22 protein-coding genes are annotated in these 20,238 nt (G+C 58.7%); 19 read left to right on the top strand and 3 right to left on the bottom strand.

All coding sequences use genetic code 11. The features are described from left to right. Window positions 1-10: 10 nt before the first annotated feature. A complete protein-coding gene (locus tag VV088_RS20395) occupies window positions 11-979 on the bottom strand; it encodes a D-2-hydroxyacid dehydrogenase (RefSeq protein WP_334602488.1) in 969 nt (322 codons plus the stop codon). A gap of 269 nt (window positions 980-1,248) precedes the next feature. Between VV088_RS20395 and VV088_RS20390 the strand changes: the two genes are divergently transcribed. From VV088_RS20390 to VV088_RS20375, 4 genes are read left to right on the top strand one after another with little or no spacing between them, the layout of a single operon-like run. Beyond that, window positions 1,249-2,580 carry a dicarboxylate/amino acid:cation symporter gene (locus VV088_RS20390; protein ID WP_334602487.1) on the top strand — a complete coding sequence of 444 codons (1,332 nt, stop codon included), beginning with the start codon at window positions 1,249-1,251 and terminating at the stop codon, window positions 2,578-2,580. Between the two features lie 30 nt (window positions 2,581-2,610). Beyond that, window positions 2,611-3,339, top strand: a complete 729-nt coding sequence (locus VV088_RS20385) for a 5-oxoprolinase subunit B family protein (protein WP_334602486.1) — start codon at window positions 2,611-2,613, stop codon at window positions 3,337-3,339. A 2-nt stretch (window positions 3,340-3,341) separates the two neighbouring features. Next, a complete protein-coding gene (locus VV088_RS20380) occupies window positions 3,342-4,385 on the top strand; it encodes a biotin-dependent carboxyltransferase family protein (protein ID WP_334602485.1) in 1,044 nt (347 codons plus the stop codon). Between the two features lie 54 nt (window positions 4,386-4,439). Beyond that, complete coding sequence (locus VV088_RS20375) at window positions 4,440-5,198, top strand: LamB/YcsF family protein (RefSeq protein ID WP_334602484.1); 759 nt, start codon at window positions 4,440-4,442, stop codon at window positions 5,196-5,198. Window positions 5,199-5,263: 65 nt separating this feature from the next. Here the strand turns inward: VV088_RS20375 and VV088_RS20370 are convergent, their stop codons facing one another. Beyond that, on the bottom strand, window positions 5,264-6,184 hold the full coding sequence (locus tag VV088_RS20370) for a sugar phosphate isomerase/epimerase family protein (protein ID WP_334602866.1): 921 nt from the start codon (window positions 6,182-6,184) through the stop codon (window positions 5,264-5,266). A 243-nt stretch (window positions 6,185-6,427) separates the two neighbouring features. Here VV088_RS20370 and VV088_RS20365 point away from each other — a divergent pair, with 243 nt between their 5' ends. From VV088_RS20365 to VV088_RS20325, 9 genes are all read left to right on the top strand, one after another. Further along, window positions 6,428-7,438 carry a LacI family DNA-binding transcriptional regulator gene (locus tag VV088_RS20365; RefSeq protein ID WP_334602483.1) on the top strand — a complete coding sequence of 337 codons (1,011 nt, stop codon included), beginning with the start codon at window positions 6,428-6,430 and terminating at the stop codon, window positions 7,436-7,438. Between the two features lie 30 nt (window positions 7,439-7,468). Then, window positions 7,469-8,506, top strand: coding sequence for a Gfo/Idh/MocA family protein (locus VV088_RS20360; protein WP_334602482.1), 1,038 nt, complete (start codon window positions 7,469-7,471; stop codon window positions 8,504-8,506). A gap of 71 nt (window positions 8,507-8,577) precedes the next feature. Beyond that, a complete protein-coding gene (locus VV088_RS20355) occupies window positions 8,578-9,750 on the top strand; it encodes a substrate-binding domain-containing protein (RefSeq protein ID WP_334602480.1) in 1,173 nt (390 codons plus the stop codon). A 96-nt stretch (window positions 9,751-9,846) separates the two neighbouring features. Next, complete coding sequence (locus VV088_RS20350) at window positions 9,847-11,346, top strand: sugar ABC transporter ATP-binding protein (protein WP_334602479.1); 1,500 nt, start codon at window positions 9,847-9,849, stop codon at window positions 11,344-11,346. Beyond that, entirely contained in the window at window positions 11,343-12,428 is a 1,086-nt protein-coding gene (locus tag VV088_RS20345; protein WP_334602478.1) for an ABC transporter permease, read from the top strand. Before VV088_RS20350 ends, VV088_RS20345 begins: the two co-directional genes overlap by 4 nt. Before the next feature lie 12 nt (window positions 12,429-12,440). Then, on the top strand, window positions 12,441-13,469 hold the full coding sequence (locus tag VV088_RS20340) for a Gfo/Idh/MocA family oxidoreductase (RefSeq protein ID WP_334602477.1): 1,029 nt from the start codon (window positions 12,441-12,443) through the stop codon (window positions 13,467-13,469). Next, entirely contained in the window at window positions 13,466-14,455 is a 990-nt protein-coding gene (locus VV088_RS20335) for a Gfo/Idh/MocA family protein (protein ID WP_334602476.1), read from the top strand. The genes VV088_RS20340 and VV088_RS20335 overlap by 4 nt, the downstream gene beginning before the upstream one ends. A 79-nt stretch (window positions 14,456-14,534) precedes the next feature. Next, window positions 14,535-14,768 (top strand): hypothetical protein, encoded by a 234-nt coding sequence (locus tag VV088_RS20330; RefSeq protein ID WP_334602475.1) that lies wholly within the window; start codon window positions 14,535-14,537, stop codon window positions 14,766-14,768. Between the two features lie 93 nt (window positions 14,769-14,861). Then, window positions 14,862-15,197 carry a helix-turn-helix domain-containing protein gene (locus tag VV088_RS20325; protein WP_334602474.1) on the top strand — a complete coding sequence of 112 codons (336 nt, stop codon included), beginning with the start codon at window positions 14,862-14,864 and terminating at the stop codon, window positions 15,195-15,197. Here VV088_RS20325 and VV088_RS20320 read toward each other — a convergent pair. Next, window positions 15,187-16,605 carry a hypothetical protein gene (locus VV088_RS20320; RefSeq protein WP_334602473.1) on the bottom strand — a complete coding sequence of 473 codons (1,419 nt, stop codon included), beginning with the start codon at window positions 16,603-16,605 and terminating at the stop codon, window positions 15,187-15,189. The two genes, VV088_RS20325 and VV088_RS20320, sit on opposite strands and share 11 nt — an antisense overlap. Before the next feature lie 135 nt (window positions 16,606-16,740). Here VV088_RS20320 and VV088_RS20315 point away from each other — a divergent pair, with 135 nt between their 5' ends. From VV088_RS20315 to VV088_RS20290, 6 genes are all read left to right on the top strand, one after another. Further along, a complete protein-coding gene (locus VV088_RS20315; RefSeq protein ID WP_334602472.1) occupies window positions 16,741-17,304 on the top strand; it encodes a hypothetical protein in 564 nt (187 codons plus the stop codon). A 91-nt stretch (window positions 17,305-17,395) separates the two neighbouring features. Next, on the top strand, window positions 17,396-17,611 hold the full coding sequence (locus VV088_RS20310) for a hypothetical protein (protein ID WP_334602471.1): 216 nt from the start codon (window positions 17,396-17,398) through the stop codon (window positions 17,609-17,611). 74 nt (window positions 17,612-17,685) lie between these two features. Further along, the gene (locus VV088_RS20305; protein ID WP_334602470.1) at window positions 17,686-18,444 is read left to right on the top strand and encodes a hypothetical protein; all 759 of its coding nucleotides are present in this window, start codon (window positions 17,686-17,688) and stop codon (window positions 18,442-18,444) included. 11 nt (window positions 18,445-18,455) lie between these two features. After that, on the top strand, window positions 18,456-18,821 hold the full coding sequence (locus VV088_RS20300; RefSeq protein WP_334602469.1) for a hypothetical protein: 366 nt from the start codon (window positions 18,456-18,458) through the stop codon (window positions 18,819-18,821). A 6-nt stretch (window positions 18,822-18,827) separates the two neighbouring features. Further along, complete coding sequence (locus VV088_RS20295; RefSeq protein ID WP_334602468.1) at window positions 18,828-19,139, top strand: hypothetical protein; 312 nt, start codon at window positions 18,828-18,830, stop codon at window positions 19,137-19,139. 119 nt (window positions 19,140-19,258) lie between these two features. After that, window positions 19,259-20,194 carry a DUF932 domain-containing protein gene (locus VV088_RS20290; protein ID WP_334602467.1) on the top strand — a complete coding sequence of 312 codons (936 nt, stop codon included), beginning with the start codon at window positions 19,259-19,261 and terminating at the stop codon, window positions 20,192-20,194. Window positions 20,195-20,238: the final 44 nt, after the last annotated feature.

Below are 20,238 nucleotides of genomic sequence, written 5' to 3'. Positions count from 1 at the left end.
CTCTCTCCCCTTATTTCAGGTTGACCACATTGACAGGTTTGCCGTCCAGATAGGCTTTGACGTTGGACACCGCGCAGTCCATGATGCGCTGGCGGCTCTCCTTGGGGGCCCAGGAGATGTGGGGAGTGATGATGCAGTTCTTGGCCTGGAGCAGGGGGTTGTTGGCGCGGATGGGCTCGGTGTACACCACATCCAGACCGGCGGCCCCCATTTTGCCGCTGTTCAGGGCGTCGGCCACGTCCTGCTCGTTGATCAGCTGGCCCCGGGCGTTGTTGATCAGGATCACGCCGTCCTTCATCTTGGCGATGGAGTCCTTGTTGATCATGCAGGTGTTCTCCGGGGTCAGGTTGCAGTGGAGGGTGATCACATCGGCCTGGGCGTAGAGGGTGTCCAGGTCCACATACTCCGCGATCTCCCGGCCGGAGTCGTTGGGGTACAGGTCATAGGCCAGCACCTTCATGCCCATGGCCTTGGCGATGCGCCCTTCGGTCTGGCCGATGCGGCCGAAGCCGATGATGCCGATGGTCTTGCCCTCCAGCTCGATGAGGGGGTAGTCCCAGTAGCACCAGTCGATGCAGTTGGCCCAGTTGCCGGCGTGGACGGAGGCGTCGTGGTGGCCGATGTGGTGGCACACCTCCAGCAGCAGGGCGATGGAAAACTGGCTGACCGAGGCGGTGCCGTAGGTGGGTACATTGGTAACGGGGATGCCCTGTTCGGCGGCGTAGACGTAGTCCACCACGTTGTAACCGGTGGCCAGCATGGAGATCATCTTCATGCCGGGGCAGGCGTCGATGATCTTTTTGGTGATGGGGGTCTTGTTGGTAAACACCACCTCCGCATCCCCGATGCGGGCGATGGCCTCGTCCTCATCGGAGAGGCTGGTGCGGTCATAGACCGTCAGCTCCCCCAGCTTCCCCAGCTCGTCCCAGCTCAGGTCGCCGGGATTTTCGGTATATCCGTCCAATACTACGATTTTCATGAAACTTATCCTCCCGATCAATCGTTTTGTGGTTTAAATTCGGTATTTTGAGTATAACACGTAAAGAACGGCCCGGCAAATAGATAATTTTATGGCACATTATTCAAAATCCCGATATTTGACAGATCGATGAAATTTCGTCATTGAATATAGAAATTCTAAATAATATTCCTTAAAATTATTCATTTTACCCCATGTCCCTCCTTATGCTATACTAAGAACCGGCAAGAGGACCCCGCAGAACCAACTACTTTAAAGGAGTGACCAACATGGGAGAAAAAGCACGTAAAAACTTTGTCAAGCGCATGATCACCGGTCTGATCCTGGGCGTCGTATTCGGCGTGATCGCCAGCCTGGCCAAGACCTCCATGGCCCCCGACACCTGGAATATCATCAACATGATCTTCTTCCAGGACATCACCGTCAGCGCCGGACGCAGCGCGCTGGGCCTGTTCTACATCGTCCAGACCGTCTTCACCAACGCCCTGAAGCTGGCCATCGTCCCGATGGTGTTCTTCTCCATCATCATGTCTGTGTGCAGCATGAACGATATGAGAAAGCTGGGCCGCATCGCAGGCAAAACCATCATCGCCTTTGTTCTGTTCTATCTGGCGGCCTGCGTCCTGGCCGCCGTCGCCTCTGAGATCGTCATCGGCATGAACATCTACCGTCCCTTCAGCGTGGACCAGGCCGCGGCCAACGTCACCGAGATCGAGACCAGCAACATCCTGGTCACCATCGTCAACGCCGTGCCCGACAACCTGATCGCTCCCATGACCACCAACAACCGGATGCTGGCCGTCATCGCCTGCGCGGTGGCCATCGGCGTGTGCATCGCCTCCATGGGCAGCCAGATCACCGTGTTCAAGACCTTCTGCGGCGAGGCCGCCCAAATCACCCAGAAATTCCTGGACTTCCTGATCATCACCTGCTCCCCCATCTCCGTGTTCTGCATGGTCACCCGCACCTTCGCCATCTACGGCATTGATCAGGTCAGCAACATCTTCTCCTACATCCTGGTGACCCTGCTCGTCCTGGTCATCTACCTGTTTGTGGCCTACCCCGCCGCCATCGCCGCCTCCACCCATTGCAACCCCTTCATCTTCATGAAGAAGATGATCAAGGTTGCCATCATCGCCTTCGGCGCCGCCGCATCCGCCCCCGCCCTGCCCCTGAATAAGGAGACCTGCGTCAACGAGTTGGGCTGCAGCGAGGAGATTACCAACTTTGTCCTGCCTGTGGGCATGACCATCAACATGAACGGCACCGCCATCATGCACATTGTGGGCGCCGCCTTCATCGCCACCTGCGCCGGCCTGGAGGTCACCCCCATGCACTACGCCACCATGACCCTGCTGGCCATCTGCGCCTCCATGGGCACCCCCGCCATCCCCGCCGCCGGCACCGTGATGCTGTACGCGGTGCTCACCGGCGCCGGCTTCGGCACCGAGCTGTGCACCCTGATCTACTCCCTGATCCTGGCCATGAACAAGCCCTGCGAGATGGTGCTGACCATGCTGAACGTGGTGGGCGACGCCGCTACCACCGTGATCGTGTCCAAGAGCGAGAGCGAGTTCGACCCCAAGATCTACAACAGCTGAGCAGCTGCGGATTGGATGGAGGAAAACGCTGTGTCTGACTACACCCTGCGCTATGTGGGCGATCAGGCCCTTCTGGTGGAGTTTGAGAACGAGATCAGCATGGAGGTCAACCAGAAGGTCCGCGCCCTGAAATACGACCTGGAGCAGAGAACGATCCCCGGCATAGGGGAGCTGGTCCCCACCTACCGGGCTCTGCTCATCCACTACGACTCCCTGCGGGCCGACCTGGACCAGCTGAAAGAGACCATTCAGGCCGCCGCCGCCAGCCTGGACCTTTCCCACCTGCCCCGCGCCACCGTCACCGAGATTCCTGTCCTCTACGAGGGGGAGTACGCCCTGGACCTGGAGGAGATCGCCAGACTGGAGAACACCACCCCCGAGGAGATCATCCGGATTCACAGCGGCAGCGACTACTACGTGTACATGCTGGGCTTCGCCCCGGGGCACCCCTACACCGCCCGGTTTGAACATCCTTTCTCCTTCAAGCGGCGGGAGTCCCCCCGGGTGCGCATCCCCGGCGGCAGCATCGTGGTCCAGCTGGCCCTCAGCGACATCATTCCCTTTGACCAGCCCTGCGGCTGGAACATCATCGGCACCACCCCCATCCTGGCCTGCGACTACCGGAAGGAAAACCCCTTCCTGCTGAAGGCGGGCCAGTGGATTCGCCACGTCCCGGTGGATCAGGCGGAGTTTATGGAGATCAAGCGGCAGGTGGAGCTGGGCGAGTACCAGTGCAGGACCTATGAAAGGGGGACGTGACGATGGGCTTTACCGCAGAAAATCCCGGTGTTCTGACCACCATTCAGGACGAGGGCCGGTACGGATATGAGCAGTTTGGCATGTCCCCGGCCGGTCCCATGGACCAGAACGCCTTCCGCACCGCCAACCTTCTGGTGGGCAACCCCATGGGGGAGAGCGCCCTGGAGGCCACCGTTCTGGGCCCCACCCTCCGCTTCGACGCGGACAATGTGGTCGCCGTCACCGGCGCGGACATGGGACCCGCCCTCAATGGCCAGCCCTGTCCCATGTATCAGGCGGTGGCGGTGAAGGCCGGCGACCAGCTGAAGCTGGGGGCCGCCAAAACCGGCTGCCGGGCCTATATCGCCTTCGCCGGGGGGCTGGACGTTCCCCAGGTGATGGGCAGCCGGGCCACCGCCCTGCAGAACCAGGTGGGCGGCTATCAGGGCCGCAAGCTGGCCAAGGGGGACCGGATCGGCTTCCGGGCCCCGAATCCCCGCCTCCCTCTGCCCCGGACCGCTCCGGTCCCCGCCCCGGCGGGGAAGGAGGCCGTCATCCGGGTCATCCTGGGCCCCCAGGACGACATGTTCACAAAGGAGGGCATCGACACCTTCCTGTCCCAGCCCTACACCGTCAGCAAGGACTTTGACCGTATGGGCTGCCGCCTGGAGGGGGCTGTGATCGCCCACAAGCAGGACGGCAACATCATCTCCGACGGCATGGCCACCGGCGCCATCCAGGTCCCCACCTCGGGCCAGCCCATCATCATGCTGGCCGAGCGGCAGACGGTGGGCGGCTACACCAAGATCGCCACCGTCATCTCCGCCGACCTGCCTCTGGTGGGCCAGCGCAAAACCGGCGACGTAATCCGGTTCCAGGCGGTATCCGTGGAGGAGGCCCACCGGCTCTGGCGGGAGTCCGCCCAGGCGCTGGAGGCCCTGAAGGCCCGCTTGGATCAGCCCCAGTCCCCGCCTGCGCCGGTACCGGCGCAGGCGGTGGGGACCGCCTACAGGGTCACCGTAAACGGGCGGAGCTACCAAGTCCAGGTCGTGCGGCACACCGGATGAAAAACGGGGCGCGCCGCCGCGTCCCGTTCATGATTGAAAAAGGAGTGAACCTTGATGTATCAGATCGACTTGAACAGCGATATGGGGGAGAGCTTCGGCGCCTACACCATCGGCAACGACGAGGGCATCCTCCCCTATATCACCTCCGCCAACATCGCCTGCGGCTACCACGCCGGTGACCCCATGGTCATGGACCGGGTGGTCCGCACCGCCAAGGAGCGGGGGGTGGCGGTGGGCGCTCACCCCGGCTACCCCGACCTGATGGGCTTCGGCCGCCGGAAGATGGTCCTCAGCCCCGACGAGGTCAAGAACTATATGAAGTACCAGATCGGCGCTCTGTGGGCCTTCGCCCACAGCAGCGGCCTGAAGCTGCAGCATGTGGCCCCCCACGGCGCGCTGGGCAACCTGTGCCAGTACGACCGGGAGGTGTCCAAGGCCATCTGCGAGGCGGTGTATGAGATCGACCCCTCCATCATGATCTTCTACTGCGCCGGGGCCGTCCTGGGCGAGGAGGCCGAGAAGATGGGCCTGAAAACGGCGGCCGAGATCTTTGCCGACCGGGCCTATCAGGACGACCTGAATCTGGTGCCCCGGAAACAGCCCGGCTCCATGATCACCGATGAGGACCTGGCGGTGGAGCGCTGCATCCGCATGGTGAAGGAGGGCATGGTCACCACCATCACCGGCAAGGACGTGCCCATCCGGGGCGACACCCTGTGCGTCCACGGCGACGGGGCCAAGGCTCTGGCCTTTGTGGAGCGCATCCGCAGCGCCTTCGAGGCCGAGGGCATCGTCATCCGGAATTTCCAGTAAGTCCAGCCGGCATGTCAGAAAACAAGCAGGCTTCCCTTTGCAGGGAAGCCTGCTTATTTTGCTGCTCAGATGATAAACTGGTCCAGATACCGCTTGGAGAGCTGGATGGACTTGAGAATATCCTCCCGGCTGTCCTCAAAAGCCTTGTCCTCCACCTCGATGACGGCATCGCCGCTGTAGCGGATGTCGTTGAGGGCGGAGACAAACTTGCCCCAGTCCACATCGCCCAGGCCGGGGAGCTTGGGGGACATGTAGTCCAGGGGATAGGCCATCACGCCGCACTCGGCCAGCTTCTCGGGGTAGAGCTTGATGTCCTTGAAGTGGACGTGGAACAGCCGGTCCCGGAAGTCGTAGATGGTTTTGATGTAGTCCATCCCCTGCCAGACGTAGTGGCTGGGATCGAAGTTCAGCCCGAAATTGGGGGAGGGGATCAGCTCAAACAGCCTGCGGTAAAGCGCCGGAGAGCGCATCAGGTTCTGTCCGTTGGGCCACTGGTCCGGGCCGAAGAGCATGGGACAGTTCTCGATGGCCACCTTCACCCCCTGTTCCTCCGCCAGCTTGATGATGGGGGGCCAGATCTGCTGAAACAGCTCGATATTCTCCTCCACCGTCTTGTGCTGGTCGCAGCCGATGAAGGTGGTCACCATGTTCACGTCCAGCCTGGCGGAGGCCCGGATCAGCGCCTTCAGGTGTTCCACCGCAGCGGCCCGTTTGAGCGGGTCCGGGTCCATGGTGTTGGGGTAGTAGGCCAGGGAAGAGATGTGCATCCCCTTCTCATGAACGCAGTCCAGCACGTGCCGGGCGTAAGCGCCGTCCTCCAGCACCCGCTCCGCGTCGATGTGGGACACGCCGGCGTACCGGCGCTCCGCCTTGCCGGCGGGCCAGCAGGCCACCTCCAGGCACTGAAAGCCCAGCCCGGCGGCAATGTCCACCGCCTCCTCGTAGGACCAGCCGTCTAAAATCGCGGTCAGCAGGCCAAATTGAATCATGGGACCACGCTCCTTCTCCACAAATTTGTGCTTTCAGCCTAAATGCAAATGGGATTTTTGTCAAGGGAAATTATGAGATTCGTCAAAAGATACAAATTCGTCCTTGAAATTTGCCAAAGCACACAAACTTGCAAAACTGCACAAAAGATATTTGACAGTCGAAGACAAAACTGTTATCATAGACATACAGGAAGAATGTAATGGATTACATTTTCAGCCAGCTGGACAGGAGGTTGGACCTTGGTAACGATCGAACAGGTCGCCCGGCGTGCGGGCGTGTCCGTGGCCACGGTGTCCAGGACGCTGAACAACAGCCCGGCGGTCAAGCCCGCCACCGCCCAGCGGGTGCGGGAGGCCATCGAGGCGCTGCACTATGTCCCCAACCAGTCGGCCCGAAATCTGCGGCGCAACGAGAGCCGGGTGATTCTGGCTCTGGCCCCCAACTTCTCCAACCCCTACTACTCCCACATCCTCACCGGCATCGGCGACCGGGCCTGGGAGCTGGAATACAGTGTGCTCATCTGCAACACCCTGGGCCACGCCGGCGGGGAACGGCATTTTCTCCAAATGCTGGACAGCCGCCGGGCGGACGGAGCCATCCTGCTGGGCTGCCGCCAGGACTACAATTGGCTGGACCGCTATGCCGGCCGCTTTCCCATCATCCAGTGCTGCGAATATGTGCCCGGTCTGGCCTGTCCCTCGGTGTCCATCGACAACTACGGGGCCGCCCGGGAGATGACGGTCTACCTCCAGGAGCTGGGCCACCGGCGCATCGCCATGCTGGGGGCGGACAACCAGTACATTTCCACCCGCCTGCGCCGGGAGGGCTATCTGGACGCCATGGCCCAGGCCGGCCTGCCTGTGGAGGAGAGCTGGTACGCCCAGGCCGACGCCGTCTACTCCTTCGCCTCCGGCCAGGAGGCGGCCCGGACCCTGCTGGCCGCCGTCCCGCGGCCCACGGCGGTCTTCTGCATCTCCGACATTCTGGCCCTCAGCGTCATCTCCGCCGCCCAGGAGCTGGGGCTGGACGTGCCCCGAGACTTGACGGTGACCGGCTTTGACGACGTGGACTACACCACCATGGTCCACCCCTACCTGACCACCATCGCCCAGCCCTGCCACGAGCTGGGACGGCAGAGCGTGGACCTGCTGGACGGCCCGCAAAACGAGACGGCGGTCCCTTCGGAGCGCGCCCTTCTCCCCCACCGCCTGATGAAGCGGGAATCGGCCGCCCCGCCCCAGGGAACTTGAAACGGATCTGAATCAAAGGAGAGGATTTTTATGAGAAACATCGGAATCATCGGCTGCGGCAAGATCGCCCAGGTGCGGCACATCCCGGAGTACGCCGCCAATCCGGAGGCGAAGCTCACCGCCTTCTTCGACGCGGACGCTCAGCGCACGGCGGAGATCGCCGCCAAATACGGCGGCAGGGCCTGCGCCTCCGTCCAGGAGCTGCTGGACGACCCCGCCATCGACGGGGTGTCCGTCTGCGTGGCCAACCACGCCCACGCGGAGCTGGCCATCGCCGCCCTCCGGGCGGGCAAGCACGTGCTGTGCGAAAAGCCCATGGCCGTCACCCTGGCCGAGTGCGAGGCCATGCTGGCCGAGGCGGACAAGGCGGGCAAGCGGCTGCTCATCGGCCAAAACCAGCGGCTGGCCAAGGCCCACGTCAAGGCCAGGGAGCTGGTGGCGGCGGGGGAGATCGGCCGGGTGGTCACCTTCCGCACCACCTTCGGCCACGGCGGGCCGGAGACCTGGTCCATCACCCCGGGGAACAACACCTGGTTCTTTGACAAAAAGCGGGCCGCCATGGGGGCTATGGCCGACCTGGGCATCCACAAGACCGACATGCTCCGCTACATCCTGGGCCAGGACATCGTGCGCACCACCGCCCGGCTGCTCACCCTGGACAAGCGGGGGGCGGACGGCCAGCTCATCGGCGTGGACGACAACGCCATCTGCATCTACGAGACCTCCGGCGGAGCCTTTGGCACCATGACCGCCAGCTGGACCCACTACGGCGCGGAGGACAACTCCACCGTCCTCTACGGCACCAAGGGCATCCTGCGCATCTACGACGACCCCGCCCACTCCATCACCCTCATCCCCAAGGAGGGGGAGGTCCGGTACTTCGACCTGGAAAAGATCCAGACCAACGACGATCAGACGGCCTCCGGGGTCATCGACGAGTTTGTGGAGGCCGTGTCCCAGAACCGGCCCAGCGTGCTGGACGCCGGGGACGTAATCCGCTCCATGAAGGCGGTCTTCGCCTCCATCCGCTCCTCGGAGGAGGGCCGCCCCGTGGATGTGAAGCTGTGACGGCTCCCGCTCCCAACCGTTAATAGCCGCGAAGGCGGTTGTTATAAATTTTATTGTATGGAGGAAGAACAATGAAAAAGTTTGCAGCACTCGCGCTGGCTTTTGCCATGTCTGTGTCCCTTGTGGCCTGCGGCGGCGGCAGTCAGCCCAGCGGCTCCACCCCAAGCGGGTCCACCCCAAGCGGGTCCACCCCCGCCTCGTCCACCCCCGCCGGAAACGACGGCAAGAACACCGTTTATGTGCTGGGTCCAACCCCTGACCACGGCTGGACCGCCCAGGCCGGCGCCTACGCCCAGGCCAAGTGCGATGAAATCACCGCCGCCGGCCAGTACAAGGCCACCTACATCCCCGCCTCCTCCGGTGAGGAGCAGGTGGACCACTGCCAGACCATCATCGCCAACGGCGACGCGGTTCTGGTGGTCATGATGGCCCTGGACGACTCCGCCCAGGCCGGCCAGGAGGCCCTCTACGCCGAGGGCATCCCCTTCATCTCCTTCGACCGCATCATTGAGGCCACCGAGAAGTACGCCATCCTCAACGCCTCCGGCGACAACTGGCAGTGCGGCGCGGGCATCGCCTACTGGCTCCAGAAGAACGGCATGCAGCCCGGCGACACCGTGGTGGTGCTCTACGGCGACAACGGCACCGTGTGCTCCCGCCGCCAGGAGGGCTTTGAGCAGTTCCTGAAGGGCGAGGTGGAGTATCAGGACGCCCAGACCGGCAATTACAAGACCACCGAGGTCTGGACTCAGGATCAGCTGGACGCCGTCTTCAACGGCTACACCGTGGTGTGCAACTGGTCCGCCGACGGCGCCCACAGCTACATCGAGCAGAAGTTCGACGAGATCGTGGCCGCCGCCAAGGCCAATGGCGGCAAGCTGTTTATCTACTCCATGGACGATGAGATGACCTTCGGCGTGCTCAACTACCTGGAGGCCGGCGCCTCCCCCGCCACCCTGGCCGACCTGGAGGCCATGGACGTGTACATCTCCGCCATCGGCGGCATGCAGGAGCTCTACGACGTGATGGCCGGCACCGACGACCAGTCCGACCTGGCCAAGCAGTACTTCGACGACATGATGTCCATGTACTTCAGCCCCAAGATGATGGAGGACGTCATTGAGACCGGCCTGGATTATCTGGCCGGCAACTGGAGCTACGAGGTGGGCGCAGGCGAGTATCAGCCCGTGTGGATCGTCGATCCCACCAACGTCAGCCAGTACGAGGGCTTCCAGGGCCACTGAGCCTGGCACATCCACCGCAGATCATAAACCACCGGAGCGGATGCGGGGTTCGCCCCGCATCCGCTCTCTTGTATCAAACTACAGGGAGAGTGCGCTATGACGATCCTTGAAATGAACCATGTATCCAAGGCCTTCGGCGGGTCCCAGGCCCTGTCTGACATCCACCTGTCGGTGGAGGAGGGGGAGATTCACGCCCTGCTGGGGGAAAACGGGGCGGGCAAATCCACCCTGATGAACATCCTCACCGGGGTGATCCCGGCGGACGCCGGTACCATCACCTTCGACGGAAAGGACTACCCCACCCCCACCATCCAGCAGATGGAGGCGGCGGGCATCGCCTTTGTCCACCAGGAGCTGAACGTGATCAACGACCTGACCGTGGCCGACAACATCTTCCTGTGCCGGGAGCTGACCCGGTTCGGCCTGCTGCGGCAGCGGGAGCAGGTGGCCCGGGCCAGGCAGCTGTTCCAGGACCTGGGGGTGGACATTGAACCCACCGCCATGGTGTCCGAGCTGAAAACCAGCGAGAAGCAGCTGCTGGAGATCTGCCGCGCCCTCTACGCCGACGCCAAGCTGCTGATCCTGGACGAACCCACCACGGCCCTGTCCAACAACGAGATCGACCACCTGTTTGAGATTCTGAAAAAATTGAAAGCACAGGGGAAATCCTTCCTTTTCATCTCCCACAAGATGCCGGAAATCTTTTCCATCGCTGACCGGTACACCGTGCTTCGGAATGGAGAGTTCATTTCCTCCGGATATATAAAGGACACCAGCCCCCACGAGATCACCTCCGCCATGGTGGGCAGCCAGTATGTGGACGAGGACGTGTATGTCCCCCGGGCGCTGGGAGAGACGGTGCTGGAGCTGAAACACTACACCGGCCAGGGCTTTTCCGGCGTGGACCTGACGGTGAAGCGGGGAGAGATCGTGGCCTTCACCGGTCTGGCGGGCTGCGGAGCCAGCGAGCTGATGCAGACCATGTTCGGCGCCCTCCCCGCCGGCGGCGGGACCATGCGGGTCAACGGCCGTCCCATGGGCGGCAGCATCGTCCGGTTCATGAAGCACGGGGTGGCCATGCTCCCCGCCAACCGGAAGGAGAATTCGGTGGTGCCCGACATGAGCATCCTGGAAAATTTCTACCTGGCCGAGCACGAGCTGTCGGGAAAGCAGCCCTTCATCCGCCGTCCGGAGGAGGAGCGGCGCTACCAGGCCCAGAAGGAGAGCCTGCACATCAAGGCCGGGGACAGCGGCGAGAGCATCCTGTCCCTGTCCGGCGGCAACCAGCAGAAGGTCTTCCTGGCCCGGTGGCTGAACACCGGGGCGGACGTGCTCCTCTTCGACAACCCCACCCAGGGGGTGGACGTAGGGGCCAAGGAGGAGATCTACCGCCTGATCCTCAGCTTTGCCGAGGCGGGCAAAACCGTCATCATCAACACTCTGGAGATCCCCGAGATCCAAAAGGTGGCCGACCGCTGCGTGGTGTTCTACGAGGGGCGCATTGTGAAAACCTTCCCCCACGATCAGGTCAACGAGCAGGATGTGATGCTCTACTCCACCAATGCGGTCAAGACCAGTGAGGAGGCAAAATCATGAAAAACGAGAAACAGGGCCTGGGCGGCTCACTGGGCAGGGTCTGGTCCCAGTACAGCTTCATCTTTGTGCTGTTCATCATCATGATCGGCTACGCCCTGACCATCCACTCCAACGGCAACTCCTTCAAATGGAGCCACATCGCCGCCATCCTCTCCAGCCAGAACACTGTCATCGTGGGCACCATCGCCCTTGGCATGGCCTTCGTCATCATCACCGGCCAGATCGACCTGTCGGTGGGCTCCCAGCTGGTGCTGTGCACCGGCGTGACCATCATCGTCTTCAACACCACCAACTCCATCCTGCTCATGGCCCTGGCCGCCGTCATCACCGGCGCGCTGTGCGGGGCGGTGAACGGCCTGCTGGTGGGCTTTGGCAAAATGCCCCCCTTTGTGGTCACCCTGGGCACCATGCTCATCTACCGCTCCCTCACCCTGTCGGTGGTGCGGAAGATCGATCCGGCCATCAGCGGCTCCTCCTCCAGCCAGTTCGCCATGCTCAGCGACAACAGCCGGTATGAGTTCCTGCGCATGAAGTTCGGCACCGGCAAGCTGGCCATCGGCGGCTTCTCCATCCCCTACATCACCTTCGTCTTCCTGCTGATGGCAGTCCTGTTCATCGTCATCTCCAAGAAAACCAAGTACGGAAAGACCATCTACGCCGTGGGTTCCAACGAGAAGAGCGCCCGGCTGGCGGGCATCAACGTCACCTGGGTGAAAATTTCCGTCTTCATCCTCACCGGCATCTGCGTGGGAGTGGCCAGCATGCTCCAGGCCTGCAAGATCGGCAACGTCACCCCCGCCTCCTCCGGCGTCAGCTACGAGATGTACGCCATCGCCTCGGTGGTGCTGGCCGGTGTGAGCATGGCGGGCGGCAAGGGCAATATGGTGGGCGTGATCTTCGGCGCTCTGTCCTATACCACCATCAACTTCATCATCGTCTCCATCCCCGGCCTCAGCGTGGACATTCAGGACACCTTCCAGGGTCTGGTGCTCATCGTGGTCATCCTGGTCCAGACGGTGGGTCCGGTGATGAAAGAGAACCTGCAGCGGGCCAAAATGCGCCAGCTGGCGGAGAAGGCGTAAGGGGGCGGGATCATGCTTACCATCGCCTGCATCGGCTTTGGCGTCAGCGTGCGGGAGTACCACCTGCCCTATGTGGAGGGCCGGGAGGACGTTCGGGTGAAATACATCTTCCGCCGGGAGGAGGACGTCCCCCAGTTTGCCGGGTACGAACCCTTCTACCCCGAGCTGACCTTCACCAGCAACCTGGACCGGGTGCTGGCCGACCCGGAGATCGATCTGGTGGTGGTCAGCGCCCCGGACCGGTTCCACGTGCCCTACGCCAAACAGATTTTAACCGCCGGAAAACACGCTCTGGTGGAAAAGCCCTTCGCCCCCACGGCGGCCCAGGCCCGGGAGGTCTTCGCTCTGGCCAACGAGAAGGGGCTGGTGTGCATGCCTAACCAGAACCGCCGGTTTGACGCCGACTTCCTGGCCGTCCAGGAGGTGGTCCGGAGCGGCAAGCTGGGCCAGCTGGTGCGGCTGGAGAGCCACTACGACTACTTCCGCCCCAACGGCTGGTACGACCACCTGGGCACCCTGTACAACCTGGCGGTCCACCAGATCGACCAGATCATCAGCCTGCTGGGGATGCCGGAGAGGACCCGCTTCGACGTGCGCTCCATCCACCACCCCGGCATTGGGGACGACTACTACGACCTGGAGTTTTTCTACGGAAGCTGCAAAGCCTCGGTCAACACCAGCATGTGCGTTCAGATCGACTACCCCCGCTTCACCCTCCACGGCACGAACGGCAGCTTTACCCTGCCCCCGGTGATCCACAACTCGGGAAAGGCCAAACCGGTGGGACGGCATCAGATCAGCACCGCCCCCGCTCCCCGGGACCGGTGGGGCACCCTGGTCTACCGGGACGGGGCGGGCCAGCCGGTAACCGAGGCGGTCCCTGTGGGCTGCGCCCACTACGAACGCATCTACGACAGCCTGATCGCCGCCATTGAGCACGGCGGGGAAAAATGCGTCCGGGACGAGGAGGTCATCCGCGTCCTGGAGATCCTGGAAGAGGCCACTGCGGAGGCCAAATCCCATGGAGGGGAACCGAAATGAATGAAATTCGTCTGGGTACCATCGGCTCCGGGATGATCGTCCGGGAAATCCTGGACGGCGTACAGCAGACCGAGGGAATCCATTTGGAGGCAGTCTATTCCCGCTCCCAGGCATCGGGGCAGGAGCTGGCCGGCGCCTACGGCGCGAAAACCGTCCACACCAACCTGGACGCCTTCCTGAAGGACAAAAGCGTCGATGTGGTGTACATCGCCTCCCCCAACCTGCTCCACTACGAGCAGACCAAGGCAGCTCTGCTGGCCGGGAAGCATGTCATCTGCGAGAAGCCCTTCTGCACCCGGGGAGACCAGGCACGGGAGCTGGTGGAGCTGGCAAAGGAGCGGCGGCAGTTTCTCATCGAGGCCGTCCCCACCACCTTCCTGCCCAACTACCCGCCCCTGCGGGAGAGCCTGACCAGGATCGGCCAGGTAAAGCTGGTGCTGGGCAACTACACCCAGTACAGCGCCCGCTACGAAAGGCTGCTGGCCGGGGAGGTCCCCAACGTCTTCAACCCCGCCTTCGCGGGCGGCTGTCTGATGGACATCAACTACTACAACGTGTACCTGACCATCGCCCTCTTCGGCAGGCCGCAGGCGGCGGTCTACCACCCCAACCGCTTCGCCAACGGAGCGGACACCTCTGGGGTGGTGCTGATGGAGTACCCCGGCTTCACCGCCTCCCTGGCCGGGGCGAAGGACGTCCAAGGTGTCAGCTCCTATCAGATCGAGGGAGAACAGGGGTACATCCACATCCACAACGGCAGCAACGGCCTGGCCCGGCTCCAGGTGGTGACCCGGGAGGGCGAGGAGGTAATCGACCGCCAGCCCAACCCCAACCGTTGGTTCTACGAGGTGCAAGCCATCACCGGCCTGATCCGTTCCGGCGACTGCGATACGGCCTACAGCCAGCTGGACATCACTGTAGACACGGTGGAGGCGGTGGAGCAGGCCCGGCTGGGGGCGGGGCTCCGCTTTCCCGGCGACCGGTGAGGAAAAACGCGTCTGGAACGCTCATGTTCCAGGCGCATTTTTCATATGATTTGCTATCTAAAGGAACGGGAGTGCTGTAATGATGGCAAAAAAACGGGAACACATCAAGATTTTCTTCATCGAAAAAAAGTGGTGGACGGCGGCAGCCTGCCTCTGTCTGGCGGCGGCAATGTTCTATGTGGTCAATTACCCTGCCGCCGTGGGGGCCTCCGCCGCCGCGCGGCAGCTGCCCATCTACTGCGTCCAACGGGACCAGAAGCTGGTGTCCATCAGCTTCGACGCCGCATGGGGTGATGTTATTTTGCGGCATTGAGTTCAGTTCTTTTCGGTATTAATATTCCATACTTTTAACCGTTTGTAGAATACCAAAAGACTGGGTATGCTATATACAAAAGGCGGTGAAGGTATGGAGCGGATGGATGTAGGAGCCCGGGTACGGTACTTCCGGCATCTGCGGGGACTGAGCCAAGAGCAGCTTGCGCTGCAAGCGGGTATCAATCCGGCGTTTCTTGGCCATCTGGAACGGGGACTGAAAAGTCCTACGATTACAACCCTGGACAAGCTGGTCAGGGCATTAGGCGTTACATTTGAGGAGCTGTTCGCGGAGAGTTCTGATGCAGCAGATCAAGACAGGGAGGCCGCTATTCAGCGGCTCCAGCTGCTGGTGCGTGATCTCTCCACCGAACAGTTGGACAAGCTGTCAGACATGATTCAGGCTGTTTTGACATTCCCTAAACCGTAGCGGACAGCGCGTGTCCCGCCTGAATCAAGTACTGTCCGGCGAAGTAGTCCTGTATATCCATTAGCCCTCCATTGATGGACGCGAGAAACAGGGCAAGATTATGGGCAGATTTTGGTTGATATATCCCCTCAATACCGGCCTGTTCCAGAATATCCCGGCATAGCACTTTGACCTGCGGCAAGTCGGCCTGCAAAAACCGCTCCGCCAATTCAGCCGCATGGCAGTTCATATAGTCCGAAAGTTTTTCCAAAGTATGGCTGATTGCCGGATTTGAGGAGCATTGAAAACGCTCTAATTCTCTGTAAGTCAATCCGCTGTCCATAAACAGCACATTATCGCCGTAGCCGTTTTCAAAACAAGAAAACAGGAAATCTTCTACCAACTCTTCTATCGTCGGTATAAACGGAAAATCATCTTCACTGTCCGCATAACGCCAATCGGTAGCAATATGATCCCAGTAAAAAGCTTTGAGGACAGTGACTTGCTCCAGCCCATACCAGCAGAGAGGAAAATCAACCGCTTCATCCTTGCGGTAGATATGACATAGCCGACAAAACAGATGTAAATTGAGCCGGTATTGCTTGAAGTTCCGACCGTTGTTTTCATCAACTTTATTGTTATCTCGCCTCCAGAGCGGCGGCAGCTTGGCCTCGAAGCCTGGCTGAGAACACATATAACTCTGGCGGCGGGTGAGCAGGCGGAACAGGAAAAGCGGTTCTATCGATTTGAGCGCAGGGGACGCCCCGGCGACCTGTATATAGTGGGACAGATTGTCCAGCAGGATGCTTTCGTTGCCTTTTTGAGGCATATCGAACAGGCCCAAAAAGCACTGTAAAATCTCATAACTCCGTCCGGTATCGCAGTCCACAGGTTTGGGACTGCGGTTTTCTTTTGTTATTTTCTCAAACCTTCCGGCCAATTCTTTGCGCTGCTTTATCGTATGCAGCAGCTTATTTTGTTCCGTCAAAAGGTCAAAGTACTGCCAAATGATTTGCTCCTCATAGTCGGTTCGATCCTCAGCGTCGGTAATCTCCGGTTCATGATCCAGCAGGAGACCGGGATCACAGAGTATCCCACAGTAGATGCGCAGCAATTCCTCAGAAGGTTCGGACTGCGCCTGTTCACTGAGCAAGCGGCACAACGCAAAGCGGTCATAGACCGGAAGGTCCCTGTCCGACAGACGGCGGCGGAAGCCCGTTTTATAGGCCTCCGCGCTCCGCAGCACATCCTCCCGGCTAAGGCCTTTTTCTTCCAAAAGCTGCTCACAGTCCGGTTCTCCGGCCAGTTCGTCCATCGCATCAAGCCAGATATCAAAAGGTACTGGCCGTCCGCTCAATTCCTGCAAAATCATATTGTCCAACAGGTCGTTTTTATCCAGACACAGCATGACGGTCACCTCAAAAATCATGTTATGCTCAGAATATCACATTTCTTGTTTAAAAGCCACAGAAGTTACTTCAAAAATAATATTTTTATTTTAGAATCAACCTGTATTCCCATATAGGCACTCCTGAGATAAAATGCGGAAAAGGAGGTGAACATTGTGCCAAAAGATATCAAAGACCCCATTGTATTGGCATTGGAGCGATATGAGCGTAACCCGGACAGAAACGGCAAAAAGGCAGTTCTACTAACGCCCCAGGGTGGATATTTCCTCTACGGGAGCCGCTTCTGCGGCATTGAGGAATACGAATTAGAGTTACTGTGCGATTCCTGTCAAATTCAGGGTAAAACGGTGAAAAAGCCGCTATTTTTCAGTGTGAAAGAGGATCGGTTGGATATGGCTGCTGAGCAACTGTGCAATCCGACTCTGGTTAGCCTGATTTTTCACGTCAGTTTGAGTGAGGATGAACCGCTCCGGGGAATTTTGCTGGCGCATGAACAGGAAGCAAAGCTTGCTCTGTTCCACGATGCGGCAACGGAGGAGCTGTACCGCCTGTCCCGCAAGACTACTTCCCGCACAGCTGTACAAGTTCCACCAGACAGTGAGCTCCAGCAATTCGCGGAAAATCTTCGCAAAAATGACCTACATTGGCTGACCAGCCTCTATTTGCGGGGACAGCAGTTGAAATATTTGCCAGATGCCGGTTGTTTGGATGGCAGCTAAACAGGAACGCCGAAGTTGCGGCAAATATTTAATGTTGAAATAATACTTATAAGTATGATATAATCATCTTTATAGAGAATGGACGGGTGTTATGGCGAAAGTTGATTTTGAAAAAGCGTTCGGTGATTTTTTGGATCGGCGGGAGTATGACCAAGCAGAAAACGCACTGTTCGCTATGGTGCGGATTGCTTTTGTGGCCGGATGGAAAGCGGCGGGAGGTAATCCGCCCAAACCCCAGAAAATCCTGGAACTGAAACATAAAGAGGTGATCGACATCAGTGGGATTGAGACGGATTTGAAGGAGTAAAGGAGGAGGTGCCGGATTCCCGAAATAACTGTCCAAATTTGAACGAGAATATATCTATTTTATGAGGTGATAAGATGGGACTCTTTGATATTTTGGCGGACTTTGCTGATATTGGAAAAGATATTATCATGCTCCCGGTTGAAATCGGAAAGGCTGCTGTAGAATGCGCTACTGACATCAATGAAACAATTGCTCAGGATGTGAAGAATAAAGTAAACGGCAGCCCTGACAAAACGATACGCACTTCATTCGACATTCGCAACGAGGCGGACCAGATCATTAGTTCTGTAAACGAGAGTTTCTATAAGGCTAAGGACAGGCTTAGGTCATCTTGGAACAAAACATCAAAAAATGCGGAGACAGTAGCTAAAAAAAGAGAGCAGGTATATCAGCAGCTGGGTCTAACTATATCATCAACTTTGGTGAAGCTCCCAGCACAGCCTGTGGAGTTGATCTTTCCATCAGATACACCTTATGTCAGCGCGTCATTTGATGTGGGAACTTTTTTCGGAGTGTTTGGTACAGCTGCCCGAATGGAAGCTGCCGAAGAATATCTGCAACAGGCAAAGGAATATCGGGCTGATGTTCGCTCCCTTATTAACGATATTGATTCCCTTAGGCGAACCGTTCTCAATATTGCAGATGCACAAACGGAAGAATTAGAAATCTTGAATATGATTCAAGCTGCATATCGCATGAAGAGCAATGAAATTCTTACAAAAAGTGCAAAATTACTGCAAGAAATCTCTGTGCTTTGTGTACAGGAAATTGGTGCGAATACGGACAAAAAATACAATGATTTACTTCGGGATTTAAAATCGATGTGGTATTGAGGTAAAAAATTATGGATGGATCAAAGATTGATAATAAACCAAGTGTTCCGATTCCAATTCCAAACGACCCTACAACGATTGGCGTTTCGGTTGCAATGGACGCACTGAAACAAGCACTAAGTGCCGGCGTTGAAATTGCAAGGAACCGTGAAATTGGTCAAACTCAACGAGCGGCAATTTTAGCTGAGAAAGAAGTTAGGATTGCTCAAATCAGCGGTGAGATACAACGAGGAATGGCAAACGATCGCCAGAAGCACGAGCAAAAGATGGAACTCATAGCAATTATAAAGGACCTTTTGGTGCCAAACGCTAACACACTTACACCTGAAATTACATCCACAGCACAGATGCTGTTGCAAACACTAAAGGATTGGTGACTTATTATGGGAAGTGCAGGACCACAAAATAGTTCAGAACGAAAAAGAGAACAGGAACAACTTATTGAACAGGCTGTCTCAGCAATCGAAAATATTCAACTTGCTGGACAAACAGCCAGAGCACAAATCAATGCTGCAAAAGAATGTGTGTTGGATACAATCAGATCCGAATCTATGCAAAAACAATCTGACGATGCCTTGACAGCGACTAAACGTTCAGAATTGATAAAAAAGCTAGGGGAAGCTGTAAAATCTGGCAATTTTCCTGAGGTACAGCATATCAGAACCCTTCTCAGTGAAGAAGAAAAACTTCCATAAAAGAACCGTCCTATAGCCGTGCCCATTTGATTCCGTCCATCTTACAAATACATACTATAACCATGAAGGCCTCGGGGTAATTCCCCGGGGCCTCATTTTACTTTTGGGAGGGATTTGTAATGTCCGCTAACATTGAAACCATGTTCTATGTCCGTCAAAAGCCTTGGCATGGCCTGGGTACAAGAGTTGAGGAGGCCCCCACCTCTGCTGATGCCCTGATCTATGCCGGCCTGGATTGGGAGGTCATCCAGAAGGATGTCTACACCGAGAACGGCTCCCTGATCCCCGGCTACAAGGTGAATCTCCGCAGCACCGACAACGCCGCCCTGGGTATCGTCTCCGACCGCTACAAGGTGGTGCAGAATGAGGACGCTTTCCAGTTCACCGACGATCTGCTGGGCGCCGGCGTGACCTATGAGACTGCCGGGGCCTTGCAGGGTGGCCGCAAGGTCTGGATGCTGGCCCGTATGCCCCACCGCTACATCATCGCCGGGGACGAGATCGCCCCCTATCTGGTGGTGATGAACTCCCACGACGGCAGTAGCGGTATTAAGGTCGCCATGACCCCCATCCGGGTAGTCTGCGCCAATACCCTCAATCTGGCTCTAGACACCGCCAAGCGCATCTGGACCACCAAGCACACCGAAAATGTCATGCTCCGTGTCCATGAAGCCGAGGAGACCCTGGGACTGGCCGAGAAGTACATGGGCGAGCTGGGCCGGAGCATTGACACTCTGTCCAAGATCAAGCTGACCGACAAGAAGGTCATGGAGTTCATGGCCGAGTTCTTCCCCGTCACCCTGGATATGCCCGATGTGCAGCGCAAGAACAATCTGCGTCTGCTGGAGGACATGAAGCGACGGTACTGGGATGCTCCCGACCTCTCCAACGTGGGTAAGAACGGCTATCGTTTCGTCAACGCTGTCAGTGACTTTGCCACCCACGCTAACCCCATCCGCAGGACGAAGAATTATGATGAAAACCTGTTCCTGCGGACTGTCGAGGGCAATCCTATGATTGACAAGGCGTACAAGCTGGCACTGACGGCGGCGTGATGTTCTATGGCAAATAGGGAGCGCATGGCTACATGGCTGTGTGC

This window comes from Lawsonibacter sp. JLR.KK007 (assembly GCF_036941135.1).
In the GTDB taxonomy this organism is placed as follows: domain Bacteria; phylum Bacillota; class Clostridia; order Oscillospirales; family Oscillospiraceae; genus Lawsonibacter.
The sequence above is the reverse complement of the archived record's forward strand: the minus strand, read 5'-3'. Positions and strand labels throughout refer to the sequence as shown.